General features: G+C 65.3%; 16 protein-coding genes, 1 pseudogene and 1 riboswitch. Of the genes and pseudogenes, 9 read left to right on the top strand and 8 right to left on the bottom strand.

All coding sequences use genetic code 11. The annotated features are described in order from the left end of the window. The coding region (locus tag K2Y03_RS02655; RefSeq protein ID WP_294088030.1) for a hypothetical protein at positions 1 to 932 on the bottom strand (932 nt) is incomplete at its 3' end. A gap of 92 nt (positions 933 to 1,024) precedes the next feature. Further along, positions 1,025 to 1,136, top strand: a riboswitch (TPP riboswitch). Positions 1,137 to 1,179: 43 nt separating this feature from the next. On the opposite strand from K2Y03_RS02655, the gene thiC reads away from it, so the two are divergent. After that, positions 1,180 to 3,042 (top strand): phosphomethylpyrimidine synthase ThiC, encoded by a 1,863-nt coding sequence (gene thiC / locus K2Y03_RS02650; RefSeq protein WP_294088027.1) that lies wholly within the window; start codon positions 1,180 to 1,182, stop codon positions 3,040 to 3,042. A gap of 58 nt (positions 3,043 to 3,100) precedes the next feature. On the opposite strand, the gene K2Y03_RS02645 is transcribed toward thiC, so the two are convergent. The 4 genes and pseudogenes from K2Y03_RS02645 to K2Y03_RS02630 all read right to left on the bottom strand — a co-directional run. Further along, complete coding sequence (locus K2Y03_RS02645) at positions 3,101 to 3,523, bottom strand: hypothetical protein (RefSeq protein ID WP_294088025.1); 423 nt, start codon at positions 3,521 to 3,523, stop codon at positions 3,101 to 3,103. 12 nt (positions 3,524 to 3,535) lie between these two features. Beyond that, a complete protein-coding gene (locus K2Y03_RS02640) occupies positions 3,536 to 3,730 on the bottom strand; it encodes a hypothetical protein (RefSeq protein ID WP_294088022.1) in 195 nt (64 codons plus the stop codon). Between the two features lie 304 nt (positions 3,731 to 4,034). Next, on the bottom strand, positions 4,035 to 4,913 hold the full coding sequence (locus K2Y03_RS02635; RefSeq protein WP_294088019.1) for a TIGR04255 family protein: 879 nt from the start codon (positions 4,911 to 4,913) through the stop codon (positions 4,035 to 4,037). A gap of 100 nt (positions 4,914 to 5,013) precedes the next feature. After that, positions 5,014 to 5,160 (bottom strand): annotated as a pseudogene (locus tag K2Y03_RS02630) (Txe/YoeB family addiction module toxin); the annotation flags it as partial. A gap of 48 nt (positions 5,161 to 5,208) precedes the next feature. On the opposite strand from K2Y03_RS02630, the gene K2Y03_RS02625 reads away from it, so the two are divergent. After that, positions 5,209 to 5,814, top strand: coding sequence for a DUF6445 family protein (locus tag K2Y03_RS02625; RefSeq protein WP_294088017.1), 606 nt, complete (start codon positions 5,209 to 5,211; stop codon positions 5,812 to 5,814). A 2-nt stretch (positions 5,815 to 5,816) separates the two neighbouring features. After that, a complete protein-coding gene (locus K2Y03_RS02620; protein WP_294088014.1) occupies positions 5,817 to 7,406 on the top strand; it encodes a cisplatin damage response ATP-dependent DNA ligase in 1,590 nt (529 codons plus the stop codon). Here K2Y03_RS02620 and K2Y03_RS02615 read toward each other — a convergent pair. Beyond that, a complete protein-coding gene (locus K2Y03_RS02615; protein ID WP_294088011.1) occupies positions 7,387 to 7,923 on the bottom strand; it encodes a GNAT family N-acetyltransferase in 537 nt (178 codons plus the stop codon). The genes K2Y03_RS02620 and K2Y03_RS02615 overlap by 20 nt on opposite strands. 48 nt (positions 7,924 to 7,971) lie before the next feature. Next, complete coding sequence (locus tag K2Y03_RS02610; protein ID WP_294088009.1) at positions 7,972 to 8,730, bottom strand: cold-shock protein; 759 nt, start codon at positions 8,728 to 8,730, stop codon at positions 7,972 to 7,974. A 370-nt stretch (positions 8,731 to 9,100) separates the two neighbouring features. Between K2Y03_RS02610 and K2Y03_RS02605 the strand changes: the two genes are divergently transcribed. The 6 genes from K2Y03_RS02605 (at position 9,101) to K2Y03_RS02580 (ending at position 13,831) form a co-directional block, all read left to right on the top strand. Continuing rightward, entirely contained in the window at positions 9,101 to 9,721 is a 621-nt protein-coding gene (locus K2Y03_RS02605) for a ribonuclease D (protein WP_294088006.1), read from the top strand. Positions 9,722 to 9,745: 24 nt separating this feature from the next. Next, positions 9,746 to 10,384, top strand: coding sequence for an LPS export ABC transporter periplasmic protein LptC (gene lptC, locus K2Y03_RS02600; RefSeq protein WP_294088002.1), 639 nt, complete (start codon positions 9,746 to 9,748; stop codon positions 10,382 to 10,384). A gap of 6 nt (positions 10,385 to 10,390) precedes the next feature. After that, positions 10,391 to 10,957: an LptA/OstA family protein gene (locus tag K2Y03_RS02595; protein WP_294088001.1), complete on the top strand. Its 567-nt coding sequence runs from the start codon at positions 10,391 to 10,393 to the stop codon at positions 10,955 to 10,957. Positions 10,958 to 11,032: 75 nt separating this feature from the next. Then, positions 11,033 to 11,809: an LPS export ABC transporter ATP-binding protein gene (gene lptB / locus K2Y03_RS02590; RefSeq protein WP_294087999.1), complete on the top strand. Its 777-nt coding sequence runs from the start codon at positions 11,033 to 11,035 to the stop codon at positions 11,807 to 11,809. A 72-nt stretch (positions 11,810 to 11,881) separates the two neighbouring features. Further along, the gene (rpoN, locus tag K2Y03_RS02585; protein WP_294087997.1) at positions 11,882 to 13,399 is read left to right on the top strand and encodes an RNA polymerase factor sigma-54; all 1,518 of its coding nucleotides are present in this window, start codon (positions 11,882 to 11,884) and stop codon (positions 13,397 to 13,399) included. Positions 13,400 to 13,441: 42 nt separating this feature from the next. Further along, on the top strand, positions 13,442 to 13,831 hold the full coding sequence (locus K2Y03_RS02580; protein ID WP_294087995.1) for a hypothetical protein: 390 nt from the start codon (positions 13,442 to 13,444) through the stop codon (positions 13,829 to 13,831). 72 nt (positions 13,832 to 13,903) lie between these two features. Here K2Y03_RS02580 and K2Y03_RS02575 read toward each other — a convergent pair whose 3' ends face one another. Then, a complete protein-coding gene (locus K2Y03_RS02575) occupies positions 13,904 to 14,902 on the bottom strand; it encodes a ligase-associated DNA damage response exonuclease (protein WP_294088033.1) in 999 nt (332 codons plus the stop codon). Positions 14,903 to 14,931: the final 29 nt, after the last annotated feature.

Genomic DNA, 14,931 nt, shown 5'->3' with positions numbered 1-14,931 from the left:
AGCTTGCCCTCGGCATTAATGCCATAGGCAATGGCGCCCGCATCCTGCGGCGGCACGGGGGCCTCGGTTCCGGCGGGCGGATCGGGTGCCGCATTCGCCGCCGCCCTTGCGCGCGCCTCGTCGAGCCAGGCTTTTAGCGTTGCGTTGACATATTCATGGCCCTTGCCCCAGAAATCCTCATTGGTCGCCTCGGCCAGGCGGCGCAGGATGGCTTTGTCTTCTTGGCGGTATTTGTCGCCGGGAATGTCAAAAGCAGCGCGCTCGCCCCGGATGCGACGCTCGAACCAGTCGATCCAGACGCTGTAATTCGGATCGATATTAAGCAGCTTGGCCTTCAATCTTCTACTCAAACTGTCTGTTAGAGCTTTCGAAAATGGGTCCCACAGTCGATTTACGAAAAGAAATTCAAGCGGATCTTTGATATCAATTTCGTCAATAATTTTACAGTCTGTATAGATATTATCCCAAAATATAGTGTCGGCACCGGTCGACATACCCAATGCAAAATTGATTGTTCTTTCATTATATCGAAGTGCGTTAGCAGCTGATATTACGGCTTCGATGCAATCTGATATGGCAAGCATGGATCTAGATTGAGCATCTGCAGAGTGATAACTCGCCTGTGCCGCAAATAATGCGATGGATTCAGATTTATAATGGTCGAATTGAAAGGATATACCCCCAAATCTGGCATTCGATCGCGTCTCGTCCGTGAGAACGAAGATTTCGGGTTCAGTTATTTGAATCCAGCTGGAAACAAGAGCGCCAAAAGGTAGAAGGGCAAAGCTTCTCAACCAAGATTGTTGCGCTTCAGCGATTGACGGTAGCGCCCTTAATGCAGCTCTCAGTGCAATGGCCTGTGCCCAAGCGGTCGGCTTGGTGGCCAACCACATGCGCAGCGTATCTGCGTGCCTTTTTTCCCCCACATCCATCCCCCAACTCTGCCACCCCCGCCCAGCCCGCGCAATCGGAACGCCTCCGTTCCCCCTCGCTGGACAGGCGCCGCCGCCGGGCGTAAAGCCTGTCCCCATCCCCGGGGAGGCGCGCGTTCAGGCGCCTGAGAGGGGGGCGCACGCCCCTGACCCGATGAACCTGATCCGGCTAGCACCGGCGGAGGGAGGGAACGGCTTTCGCGCCCGAAATCCGCCCCCGCTCCGGCATTTGAGGAGCGTTTTGACGATGGCTGACCTTCCCGCCCGCACCGAAATTGGCGTAACCACCGGCCCCATTCGCGGCAGCCGCAAGGTTCATGTCGGCCCGCTCCGCGTCGCCATGCGCGAGATCATGCTGGAGCCGTCCTCGGGCGAGCCGCCGTTGCGGGTCTACGACACCAGCGGCCCCTATACCGATCCGCAGGCGGTGATCGACATTTCGGCCGGCCTCGCCCCGCTGCGCCGCGACTGGATCTGCGCGCGCGGCGATGTGGAGGATTATCCAGCCCGCGACATTCGGCCCGAGGATAATGGCCAGCTGGGGCCGGACCGGTCGGGCGGCGTCCCCCGCTTCCCCCATGCCGTGAAGCGACCGCTACGTGCCCGCGCCGGCGCCAATGTGACCCAGATGCATTACGCCCGGCGCGGCATCATCACGCCCGAAATGGAATATGTCGCCATCCGCGAAAATCTGGGTCGCGAGCAGCTGCGCGAGGCGGCCGCGCGCGACGGGCAGGACTGGGGCGCCGAAATCCCCGATTACGTGACCCCCGAATTCGTGCGCGACGAGGTGGCGCGCGGCCGCGCGATCATTCCCGTCAACATCAACCACCCCGAAAGCGAGCCGATGGCGATCGGCCGCAATTTCCTGGTCAAGATCAACGCCAATATCGGCAATTCGGCGGTCGCCAGCGACGTGGCGAGCGAAGTGGACAAGATGGTGTGGGCCATCCGCTGGGGTGCGGACACGGTGATGGACCTGTCGACCGGCCGCAACATTCACGACACGCGCGAATGGATCTTGCGCAACTCCCCCGTCCCCATCGGCACCGTGCCCATCTATCAGGCGCTGGAAAAGGTGGGCGGCATTGCCGAGGAGCTGAGCTGGGAAATCTATCGCGACACGCTCATCGAACAGGCCGAGCAGGGGGTGGATTATTTCACCATCCATGCGGGCGTCCGCCTGCCCTATATCCCGATGACGGCCAAGCGCGTGACCGGCATCGTCAGCCGCGGCGGCAGCATCATGGCGAAATGGTGCCTGGCGCATCATCAGGAAAATTTCCTCTACACGCGGTTCGAGGAAATCTGCGAGATCATGAAGGCGTATGACATTGCCTTCTCGCTGGGCGACGGCCTGCGCCCCGGATCGATTGCCGACGCCAATGACGAGGCGCAATTTGCCGAGCTCTACACGCTGGGCGAGCTGACCAAGATCGCCTGGCAGCACGACGTGCAGGTGATGATCGAGGGACCGGGCCATGTGCCGATGCACAAGATCAAGGCCAATATGGACAAGCAGCTCGCCGCCTGTGGCGAGGCGCCCTTCTACACCTTGGGGCCGCTGACGACGGACATTGCGCCGGGCTATGACCATATCACCAGCGGCATTGGCGCGGCGATGATCGGCTGGTTCGGCACGGCGATGCTCTGCTACGTCACGCCCAAGGAACATCTGGGCCTGCCCGACCGCGACGATGTGAAGGTGGGGGTGGTGACCTACAAGCTCGCCGCCCACGCCGCCGACCTGGCCAAGGGCCACCCCGCCGCCAAGCTGCGCGACGATGCGCTGTCGCGCGCGCGCTTCGAGTTCCGCTGGCGCGACCAGTTCAACCTGTCGCTAGACCCGGACACGGCCGAGCAATATCACGACCAGACTTTGCCGGCGGAAGGCGCGAAGACGGCGCATTTCTGCTCGATGTGCGGGCCGAAATTCTGCTCGATGAAGATCACGGCAGAGGTACGCGAATTTGCCGCGAAGCAGAATGCCGGGGCGGAGACGTTCGTAGCGGCCGAGGAAGCGGCGGCGGGAATGGCGGAGATGAGCCGGCTTTATAACGAGAGCGGGCGGGAGCTGTATGTGGGCGCCGGGGGACGGGAGCGGGATTGAGGCTAGGCAGTGGGGCAGCATTTCCACCACACCCTGTCCGCGCGGCGCGGCATGCTGACTATGTAGGAAAGAGGTTGAACAGCTCCACCTTCGCCTCTTCTGGGAATCCGTCTGGGTAGCGCACCCATTTGCATAGATCACGGATGGATCCTAGCTTTGACTTAGATCGTGGTCCGAACACCTCGCAGTGATTCGGGTTTCCCTCTGCAAAAGTAAACATGACCCCTAAGCCGAAGGATCGCAATTCGGCAACGGTCACGGCGACGACCCCTACATTCGGCCGACCAGCAGTGACAATTTCAAGATCGTGTTCTGATCTCCATAAAGTGACAGACGTCCCGATGCCGCCGGGGTCATTCTTGAAGATTGATCGGTCTGGCTTACCCCTGCGCGCTAGATCGATATGAACTCGGCGCAGGACATATTCTGCGCCGTCGATTGCGTCGTCGTCAGCTGGCTCTTCGGGAGCAACGCTGGCCATGTGGCCGGCCGGTTAGTTACGACAAAACTTATCAACGAACGCGCGGGCCCTTTCCAAGTCGATCGGAACTTCGGGTTCGTCCTCGATCCCCTTAGCGTCAATTAGGTAAGCTGAAAACACCACCCCGTCTGGAGAGACCTCAATTTCCAGCTCTTTTGCTCCCTCTTCCCACATTAGGATAATGCCACCTTCATTGCTGGCTGTCATGCGTGGATCACGGCACCGTTGGACGGCGTAGAGCGCAATGTCCAAGGCAGGCCTAATCGCTGAATCGGTTACTGGTCGAGCGGCGTACGTATCCCAGCCTTCTGGCAACGTCGTAAGGTATGAGATTCGATCGATGATCGCCTGAACCTCCGTTCTCAACGTTGGCGCGTCAGTTTTAATCCGTAGATTACCCGGCAGGGAAATTGAATGTATATAGCATCTCTCTCCGCGAACGCGGTTAAGAACTGCATCTGACATAAGGGTCGCCTGCGATCCACATTCTGTCGGGTCAGGGTACAGGTCCTTAAACGCGGTTGCCATCGATGTATCCCCACGTCCTTTGAGCCGCCTCGGTCGTAGCCGCCAAGAATGCTCCGTTTATTGCTGTCCGCGCGAGCTCAAAAAATGACTTTACGCCAGCGGAACCCTCGCCTTGAGGCGCGCCACGAGCTGTCAGTTCGAGACGATACGCTCGTTCATTGGTGTCAGTGAGAACGGCGGGCGAGAAAATTTGGTATAATCGACCCACCGGCCGCCCGTCCTCCGACATAATTTGGTGCTGAGTACTGTAACTAATTGTCTCCGGGCTAAGAAACGAGTGCGTGCTGAGTTCTGGTAAATGGGCAAAGGTTTCTCGTGCACGATCAACTTCGCCAGCGTTAGCTACAGGCACGATATTTACATTTGTGATTTCGCATTGACGCACGGCCGGGGTTGCAAAACCACGCTCGGAACAGAAAGCATCGAACTTGTCATAAAGATCGAAAAACCGACTCACGGTGAGCTCAAAATGAGGGTACTTTCTCTCCGCTCGCTTCAGCCAATTGAAGCCAAACCGATCAGCCTGTAACTGGACTAGTTCGCTCTTATCCTTGTGGCGATAGAAACAGCGTGGGAGGCTTTCTGCCGGCACCAGACGCATCTCGAAGCCGAGATGGGGTGGTTGATCAAAGGCTTCAAAACGCGGATCGACAATCGGTCGGGCCTCGCAAGTGTCAAACTCATCGTCAATGCGCGACCAAAACTTGCCGAAGTCTCCTAGCGAGAATGTTGGGATTGCGTCGAACACGACAGCGATCGCCTGTTCGAAAAGCGGCGGATTGCCAAACTTGGGGTGGATGGGTTTCATTTGCAGGTCAGGATAGCGTTGAAATGCTTCACCCGAACTCCCGGAGCGATCCAAGTAGGGTCAGAATCAAGCGACGCGCAGAGCCTCCTCTACGCGCCATTGTGAATCTCTGAATCGGAATTTCCTACATGTCAACGGGGTTCCTCGTTGAGCATCAATAATGATACCGGCACTGCGCCACCTGCAGCATCTGACCCTCGCCGCTGCCGGCCACGCGGTATACCAGCCGATGCTCGTGGCTAATCCGGCGGGACCACCAGCCGGACAGGTTACCGCCCAGCGGTTCGGGCTTCCCCCGCCCTCACCCCCACCTCTTGCCGTCCGCGCCTGGCTTGGGCAGGGTTTGGCCATGCTCCCCTCGCTGCTCGTCATCGACGATTTCCTGCCCGATCCGCATGCCGTGCGCGCCGCAGCCCTGGGGCTGAACTATGATCCGGCGCTGAAGCAGGGCAATTATCCCGGCCTGCTGTCTGACCGGGCGCTGGCGCTGCAGGGGCTGGAGGCGGCGGCCTCCGGCATTGTCGGCGTGCCGCTCGTCCCCATGCCGGGCACCAGCCATGGCCATTGCCGGCTGACGCTCGCCGGCGACAAGGGGCTGTCGGGCGTGCATATCGACCCGTGCTTCTATTCGGGCATCCTCTATCTCAGCCTGCCCGAGCATGCCCGCGGCGGCACCGATTTTTTCCGCCACCGCCCGACCGGGCTGGAACGCGTGCCCGCGACCGACATGGCGCTGGCGGCGAGCGGCTATGGCGATGTCAACGCGCTCATCGAGGATGTCGTCAACCGCGACACGCGCCACCCCGCGCGCTGGGAAAAGGTGATGAGCGTGCCGATGCGCTTCAACCGGCTGCTGCTGTTCAGCCCGTGGCTGTTCCACGATGCGGCGCCCGGTTTCGGCCGGTCGGGCGCGGATGGCCGGCTGGTGATGCTGATGTTCTTCCAGCGGGGCTGAGCGTGCGCGCGTTCGCGGCGTTGCTGGACGCGCTGATCTACACCCGCTCGCGCCATGCCAAGCTCGCTTTGCTCGGCGCCTTTCTGCGCGAGCAGCCGGACCCCGATCGCGGCTGGGCGCTGGCCGCGCTCACCGGCACGCTCGATCTGCCGGCGGTGAAGCCCGCCACCGTGCGCCGCGCGGTGGAAGCGCGGGTGGACCCGGTGCTGTTCCGCCTGAGCCGCGATTATGTGGGCGACACGGCGGAGACGGTGGCGCTGATCTGGCCCGATCCGCCGGTGCCGCCGGCCGGGCCGCCGGGCCTGGCCGAATGCGTCGGCATGCTCGCCGCCGCGCCCCGCGCCGATGCGGCCGACCTGCTCGCCGCGCTGCTCGACCGGATGAGCGCGGAGGAGCGCTTTGCCCTGCTCAAGCTGGCGACGGGTGCGTTGCGCGTCGGCGTGTCGGCGCGGCTGGCCAAGGCCGGCTTTGCCGAGGCGTTCGGTGTCGATCTCGCCGAGGTGGAGGAGCTTTGGCACGGCCTTGCCCCCCCCTATGCCGCGCTGTTCGCCTGGGGCGAGGGGGGCGCGAAGCCCGCGCTCGACGAGCAGCCGCTGTTCCGCGCCTTCATGCTCGCCCAGCCGTTTGACGGCGCGGCCGTGGACCTGGCGGACTATGCCGCTGAGTGGAAGTGGGATGGTATCCGCATCCAGCTGGTGCGCAGCGGCGGCGCGACGCGGCTCTACAGCCGGGGCGGCGACGATATCACCGCGAGCTTTCCCGAAATCGCCGCCGCCTTCACGCTGGCGGGCGTCGCCGATGGCGAGCTGATGGTGCGCGGCGCCGCACAAGGTGTGGGGCTGGACGGCGCGGATCAGGCCGCCGCGAGCTTCAACGCGCTGCAGCAGCGGCTGGGGCGCAAGGCGGCCGACGCGCGGCTGCAGGCGCGCTATCCGGCCTTTGTCCGCCTGTACGACCTGCTGTTCGAGGGCGGCGTGGATCTGCGCGACGAGCCCTGGAGCGCGCGGCGGGCGGCGCTCGAACGGGTGATGCCGCAGTTGCCGGCCGACCGCTTCGACCTGTCCGCGCTGATTGCGGCCGAGGATTTCGCCGCGCTCGAGCGGCTGCGCGACGGCGCGCGCGACGCCGCGATCGAAGGGGTGATGCTCAAGCGGCGCGATGCCCCCTATGTCGCCGGGCGCCGCGCCGGGCTGTGGTACAAATGGAAGCGCGCGCCGCTGACCGCCGATTGCGTGGTGATGTATGCGCAGCGCGGCGCCGGGCGGCGATCCTCTTATTATTCCGATTTCACCTTTGGCTGCTGGGCGGCGGATGGCGCGCTGCTGCCGGTGGGCAAGGCCTATTCGGGGATCAGCGATGCCGAGCTGAAACAGCTCGACGCGTTCGTGCGCGCGAACAGCATCGCCCGTTTCGGCCCGGTGCGCGAAGTGGCGAAAACGCTGGTGCTGGAGATCGCGTTCGATTCGATCCACGCCTCCACCCGGCACAAATCGGGCGTGGCGATGCGCTTTCCCCGCATCGCGCGCATCCGCACCGACAAGCCGGCGGCGGAGGCCGACACGCTCGAAACGCTCAAACAGCTGGTGACGTGAGCGGCTTTGCCAGCACGACGAAATCCAGATCGTCGCGCCGCGGATCGCCGAACCGCGCATCGCCATAGGGGAAGGGTCGCGTCTCGCCGGTGAGGGCATAGCCGCGCCGGGCATAATAAGCGATCAGCTCGGTGCGCTGGCGGATGACGGTCATCTCGACCGTACGGGCGTGGAAATGCTGTGCGGCAACGCGTTCGGCCGCCGCGATCAGCGCCTTGCCCAGCCCGCCGGCCTGGCGACCGGGCGCGATGCTCAGCATGCCGAGATAGGCCAGGCCGCCGCCCCGGTCGGCGATATCGGCGCAGCCGACCAGTGCGGCGCCATCGCCCATCAGCATCAGATAATGGGCGGGATCGGCGATGAGGGCGGCGATTTCCTGCGCATCGGTGCGCTGGCCGCCGAGCAGATCGGCCTCATGCGTCCAGCCGCGGCGGGCCGAGTCACCACGATAGGCCGATTCGACGAGGGCATGGACGGCCGCGATGTCGCGTGGTGTTGCGCGGCGGAAATCGGGCATTGCGGTTGGGAAATGCCCGGCCGGTGCTGGCCAGCCGGGCAGAAGCGCTTACTGTGCCGGTGCCAGATTGACGGCGGCATATTTGCCGCGCCGGTCAACCTCCAGCTCGAATTCGAGCCGGTCGCCTTCGTTGAGCGTCGGCATGCCGGCCCGCTCCACCGCCGAGATATGGACAAAGGCATCAGGCTGGCCGTCATCGCGCTGAATGAAGCCGAAGCCCTTCATCGCGTTGAAGAACTTGACCGTGCCGGTCGCCTTTTCCCCGGTCAGCTGGCGCTGTGGGGCACCGGCCGCCGGGGCGCGCGGGGCGCGATCGGTCACCGGCATCGGCTCGCCGTCGATCTTGAGGTCGGTCGCCGAGATGCGGCCCCCGCGATCAACCAGCGTGAAGCCGAGCGGCTGGCCTTCCGCCAGACCGGCAAGGCCCGCTGCCTCGACCGCCGAGATGTGCACGAACACATCCTCGCCGCCATCGTCGCGCACGACGAAGCCGAAGCCCTTTTGCGCGTTGAAGAATTTTACGACGCCGGTGCCTTCGCCAACGACCTGGGGCGGCATGCCGCGACCACCGCCACCGCCGCCGCCACGGAAACCACCGCCGCCGCCGCCAAAGCCGCCGCCACCGCCAAATCGGTCACCACCGCCGCCACCGAAGCGATCGCCACCACCACCGAAACGGTCACCGCCAAAACGATCCCCGCCGAAGCGATCGCCGCCAAAGCCGCGATCAAATCCGCCGAAATCATCCCCGAAACCATCACGCTTGTCTCTGCCGCGGCCACCGCGCCGCCCTTTATCGAAACTCATGCCCTGTTCGTCTTCCCGGATCGCCCACCTACACACGCAAGAACCCAAGCGTCGGACGACGAACGCAGGTCTTCGTCGCGCTCATAACTCTTTGCGCGATAAAAGCCATATCGCAAAAGCGATAGCCGGGCGAATAAATTCGTCATGGGCAATGTTGCTGAACCATGGTTTCGCCCAATTCTTGTCTGAATCCCGGTTTTCTGCGCGCTCCGTCGTGCGAATCGGGCGGCTGGCCGATGGCGGTGCCCGGCCGCGCCCTCCCCCCGCAGCAGCCCGATCGGCCATCATACGCGCGACTCGCATAACCCGCACAGCGGCCGCGCGATGCTCCCCCATTGAGCGCATGCGCGCGAGGCGCTAGGCGACAAGGATGAGCGTGCATTTCCATGAAGAAGACATTCCCGCCGGGCTGTTTGCCGCATCCAGTGCGATTGCGGTCGATACCGAGACGATGGGCCTTGTCACCCAGCGCGACCGGCTGTGCGTGGTGCAGCTGGCCGACGGCACCGGCGACGAGCATCTGGTCCGCTTTGGCCCGGGCAGCAATTATGCCGCACCCAATCTGCGCGGCGTTCTGGCCGACCCGGCCAAGCTGAAACTCTATCATTTCGCCCGGTTCGATCTGGCGGCGATCAAATATTATCTGCAGGTGATGGCGGCGCCCGTCTATTGCACCAAGACGGCGTCGCGGCTGGTGCGCACCTATACCGACCGGCACGGCCTGAAGGAGCTGACCCGTGAATTGCTGGGGCAGGATCTGTCCAAGGCGCAGCAATCGTCGGACTGGGGCGGGCCCGACCTGTCCGACGCGCAACGCGATTATGCCGCGTCCGACGTGCGCTATCTTCACGCGATCAAGGCCGAGCTCGACCGGCGGCTGGCGCGCGAGGGGCGCACCGCGCTCGCCCAGGCCTGTTTCGATTTCCTGCCCTGGCGCGCCGAGCTCGACCTGGCCGGCTGGCCCGAAATCGATCTGTTCGCGCATGTCTGAGCCGCACCATGTCTGAGCCGCACCATGTCTGACCAGGCGCTCAGAGACCGCTCGGCGCGGCGGCTCTGGGCGCGGCCGGGCAGCCGGCACGACATGGTGGTGGCCGGCTCGCGCGCCGGCCTGCCGGTGTCGATCGGCGTGCTGGCGGCGTTTCTGGTGTTCATGCCGCTGCGCGGCGGCGGCGATGTGTCGTTCCTGCTCGACAAGAACAAGGTCGAGGTGGCGCGCGAACGGCTGCGGCTGCGCGCGGCCACCTATCGCGGCGAGGATCAGCAAGGCCGCCCCTTCGTGCTGACCGCCGACAGCGCCACGCAGAAATCGTCGAGCGACCCGGTGGTCCAGCTGAAAGCGCTGCACGGCGAGATCAACCTGGCCGACGGCCCCGCCGACCTGCGCGCCGACCATGGCGAATATGACCTGAAGCGCGACAGCGTCGCGATTGACGGCGGCGTCCGCTTCGAATCGGCGCGCGGCTATCAGGTGCGCACCGAGGGCGCGGTGATCGACCTGAAAGCGCAGCGGCTGACCAGCAGCGCCCCGGTGACCGGCACGCTGCCGCGCGGCAGCTTTTCAGCCGACCGGATGAGCGCCGACATTACCGGCCGAGTCGTGCAGCTGGATGGCCGTGCCCACTTGCGGTTGCGGCCCGGAAAGGGGAAATAGCCGGCAATGACCCGCGCCGCCTTCCTTGCCGCAATCGGCCTTGTCGCCATGGCTGGCCCCGCCGCGCTGGTCGGCGCGCAGTCTGCCCGCCATGATTCGACCGCGCCGATCGACTTTGGCGCCGACCATATCGAGCTGCAGGACCAGGCCAATCGCGTCATCCTGACCGGCAATGTCAATGTTCGCCAGGCGGAAATGACGGTGACCGCCGGGCGGATGACGGTGGCCTATACCGGCAAGGTGGTCGATGGTTCGCCCGAAGTCTCGCGGCTGGACGCGGCCGGCAATGTCGTCGTCACCCGGCCCGATCAGGTCGGGCGCAGCCAATATGCGATCTATGACCTCAACCGCCGCGTGGTGACGATGATCGGCGCGGTGTCGCTGGCCCAGAACGGCAATAATGTGAACGGCGCGCGGCTGACCATCAATCTGGATACCGGCCATGCGGTGATCGATGGCGCCGCCGTCGGCAATCCGGCCCCCGGCACGGCGGCGCCCGGCACCACCGGCCGCGTGACCGGGCGCTTCTCCGTCCCCAAGCGCGACAAGCCCGCCGATCCGCCGACCCCCTGATACCCCCTCGACGGCACCCGATATTTGCTGCAAGAATCCTGCCAAAGGGGCCGGGACGACGCGACGGATACTGCCATGGATGACATGACCCGCACGGCCCCACCCCAATCGCCCGGCGCGCGTTCGGCGAGCGACGGTCTCGCCGTCGTCTCGATCGCCAAGGCCTATGACAAGCGGCCGGTGCTCTATGACGTGTCGGTCGGCGTCGGCCATGGCGAGGTGGTCGGCCTGCTCGGCCCCAATGGCGCGGGCAAGACCACCTGCTTCTATTCAGTGATGGGGCTGGTGAAGCCCGATTCGGGCCGCATCATGCTCGATGGCGTCGATATCACCGGGCTGCCCATGTATCGGCGCGCGATTCTGGGGCTGGGCTATCTGCCGCAGGAAACATCGATCTTTCGCGGGCTGTCGGTGGAAAAGAACATCCTTGCCGTGCTCGAACTGGTCGAGCCCGACCGCGCGGCGCGGATGGCGCGGCTCGACGAACTGCTGGGCGAATTCGGGCTGACCCGGCTGCGCGACGCGCCGGCAATGGCGCTGTCGGGCGGCGAGCGGCGCCGCGCGGAGATTGCCCGCGCGCTGGCGGCGGACCCGTCGATCATCCTGCTCGACGAGCCCTTTGCCGGCATCGACCCGATCTCCATCGCCGATATCCGCGAACTGGTTGCACAGCTGAAGGATCGCGGCATCGGCGTGCTGATCACCGACCATAATGTGCGCGAGACGCTCGAAATCGTCGACCGCGCCTATATCATCTATGATGGCCGGGTGCTGTTTGCCGGCTCGCCCGACGAGCTGGTGGCCGACGCGAATGTCCGCCGGCTTTACTTGGGCGAGACCTTCTCGCTCTAGCATGGCAGCGATGGCGGCATCGCGAAACCTTCCGCCAGCGGCCCGGGCCGCCGCGCACCGGCGGGCGCCGCGATGAGCCTCGCCCCGCGCCTGGACCTGCGCCAGGCACAGACGCTGGTGATGACGCCCCAGCTGCAGCAGGCGATCCGCCTGCTGGCGCTGTCGAATGTCGAGATCGAGGCAGTGATTGCCGAGGAAGTGGAGCGCAACCCGCTGCTGGAGGCGGGCAGCGAGAGTGGCCCCGATGACGACGGCCCTGCCGACTTTGCCGATACGGGCGATGCCGGCGACGATCAGGGCGACGATTTCGGCACCGGCGCGGGCGAGCCGGCCAGCGCCGACGCGCTGCTCGAAGCGCCCGAGGCCAGCGGCGAGGCCGCGCTCGACGTGGACATGATGGCCGAGACCTTCCACCATGACTGCGCGGCCGACAGCGTGCTCGACGGTGCGCTGAGCCTGACCGGCGCCGAACGCGGCGGCGACGCGCCCGAGCTGGAAGGGCTGGCCGAAAGCGCGATCAGCCTGGCCGACCATCTGCTCGCCCAGGCCGGCCATGCACTGTCGGGCACCGACCTGATCATCGCGGCGCACCTGATCGACCAGATCGACGCCGCCGGCTATCTGCTGGTGCCGCTGCTGGAGATCGCCAACCGGCTGGCGGTGCCGCTCGCGCGCGTCGAAGCGGTGCTGGCGGTGATCCACGGCTTCGACCCGACCGGCGTCGGCGCGCGCGACCTGGCCGAATGCCTGGCGCTGCAGGCGCGCGAGGCCGACCGCTATGACCCGGCGATGGCGCGGCTGATCGCCAATCTCGACCTGCTGGCGCGCGGCGAGCTGGCACGGCTGAAGCGGCTGTGCGGCGTCGATGACGAGGACATGGCCGACATGATCCGTGAACTGCGCGGCTATGACCCCAAGCCCGGCGCGCGCTATGGCGGCGAGCCGGCGCAGCCGGTCGTGCCCGACATTTTCGTCGCCCGCCGGGGCGATGGCTGGGCGATCGAGATGAATGCGGCCACGCTGCCGCGCCTCTTGGTCAATCGCCGCTATTATGCCGAGCTGTCGGCCGGGCCGCAGGACAAGGCGGCGCGCGCCTGGCTGGGCGACATGCTGGCCAGCGCCAACTGGCTGGTGAAAGCGCTCGACCAGCGCCAGCGCACCATCATCCGCGTCGCCACCGAAATCGTGAAGCAGCAGGAGGCGTTTTTCCTGCACGGCGTCGCGCATCTGAAGCCGATGACGCTGAAGCAGATCGCCGACCTGATCGAGATGCACGAATCGACCGTGAGCCGCGTGACCAGCAACAAATATCTGTCGTGCGAGCGCGGGCTGTTCGAGCTCAAATATTTCTTCACCAGCGCGATCCAGGCGGCCGATGGCGGCGATGCGGTGTCGGCCGAGGCGGTGAAGGCGGCGCTCAAGGCCCTGATCTCGGCCGAGGGGCGCGACATCCTGTCCGACGACAGCCTGGTCGAAATGCTGAAGGAGAAGGGCTTCGACATCGCCCGGCGCACCGTCGCCAAATATCGCGAGGCGATGGGCATCGGCAGCAGCGTGCAGCGCCGCCGGGCGAAGGCATTGGAAGGATAGGATTTTACCCTTTGGCAAGGTGCCCCCCATAAATAGCGGCACATGGACGCAAATTTCTCCTTTTCGGTCGATGTACCGCGCAATCTCGTCGTCATCACGCTGGGCGGTTTCTTCTCGCGCGATGACATTGGTGCCTTTCGTGCCGAGCAAGCGCGCGCCTATGCAAAGCTGCAGTGCGGCCCCAATGAGCATCTGACGCTGGCGGACATCCGCGCGATGAAAATCCAGGCGCAGGATATCGTCGCCGCCTGGGGCGATGTGCTCGCCGATCCGCGCTTCCGTTCACGCAAACTGGCCTTTGTGCAGGCGTCCAGCCTGGCGCGGATGCAGCTGAAGCGCGCCGCCGGCAACCGCTTCGTGCGCTATTTCAATTCGATGGACGAAGCCGAAGCCTGGCTTTTCGCCGCCGACGACGACGCGGTCGCGGCCTGATGGTTTGAGGCGGTTTCAGTTGAGCTGACCCGCGACGGCACCGGCCCGCTCCGCCTCAAAAACCCACCAACCCTATTCCCCCTCATCCTCATAACCGGCCAGCGCCAGCGCCCGCGCGCTGATCTGGCGGGTGGCGCACCAGTGGACCAGCGCATCGTCGCGGCCATGGGTGACCCAGATCTGCCCGGCGCCGACTTCCTGCACCGTCTGCGTCAGCTCGTCCCAGTCGGCATGGTCGGACAGGATCAGCGGCAGCTCGACCCCGCGCTGCACCGCGCGCTGGCGCACCCGCATCCAGCCCGAGGCCATCGCGGTGAGCGGATCGGGCAGCCGCCGCGCCCAGCGATCGGCAAGCGCCGAGGGCGGGGCGATCACGATATGGCCGGCCAGCGCCGCCCGGGGCAGATCGCCGACCGGCAGCAGCGGCCCCAGCGCCACGCCCTGCGCCTCATAGAGCGCGCACAGCTTCACCATCGCCCCGTGCAGATAGATGGGGGCATCATGCCCGGCGCGGCGCAGCTCCGCGATCAGCCGCTGCGCCTTGCCCAGCGCATAGGCACCGACCAGCACCGCGCGGCGCGGATCGGCGGCAAGCGCGACGAGCAGGCGGGCGACCACCTCAGCGGTCGGCGGATGGCGGAAGACGGGCAGGCCAAAGGTCGCCTCGGTAATGAATACGTCGCAGCTGACCGGCTCGAACGCGGCGCAGGTCGGGTCGGCGCGGCGCTTGTAATCGCCCGAGACGACGACGCGTTCGCCGCGCTGCTCCAGCACGATCTGCGCGGAGCCCAGCACATGCCCCGCCGGCACGAACCGCACGCCCACCTCGCCCAGCCGCACCGCCTCGCCATAGCGCACCGGCTGGCCCGGCTGCGGGCCATAGCGCGCGGCCATGATGGCGAGCGTCTCGGCCGTTGCCAGCACCGCGCCATGGCCGGCGCGGGCATGGTCGGCATGGCCATGGGTGATGAGCGCGCGCGGCTTGGGCGTGGCGGGGTCGATCCAGGCATCGGCGGCGGGCAGGTAAATCCCGTCGCGCCGCACATCGATCCAGTCGCCGAGCCTTGCCATCGCCGCTATATGGCCACCATGAAGCGGCC

The sequence above is a fragment of the Sphingomonas sp. genome (genome assembly GCF_019746015.1).
Taxonomy (GTDB): Bacteria; Pseudomonadota; Alphaproteobacteria; order Sphingomonadales; family Sphingomonadaceae; genus Sphingomonas.
Note: the sequence above shows the minus strand (reverse complement) of the source record. Positions and strands in the feature narration are given on the sequence as shown.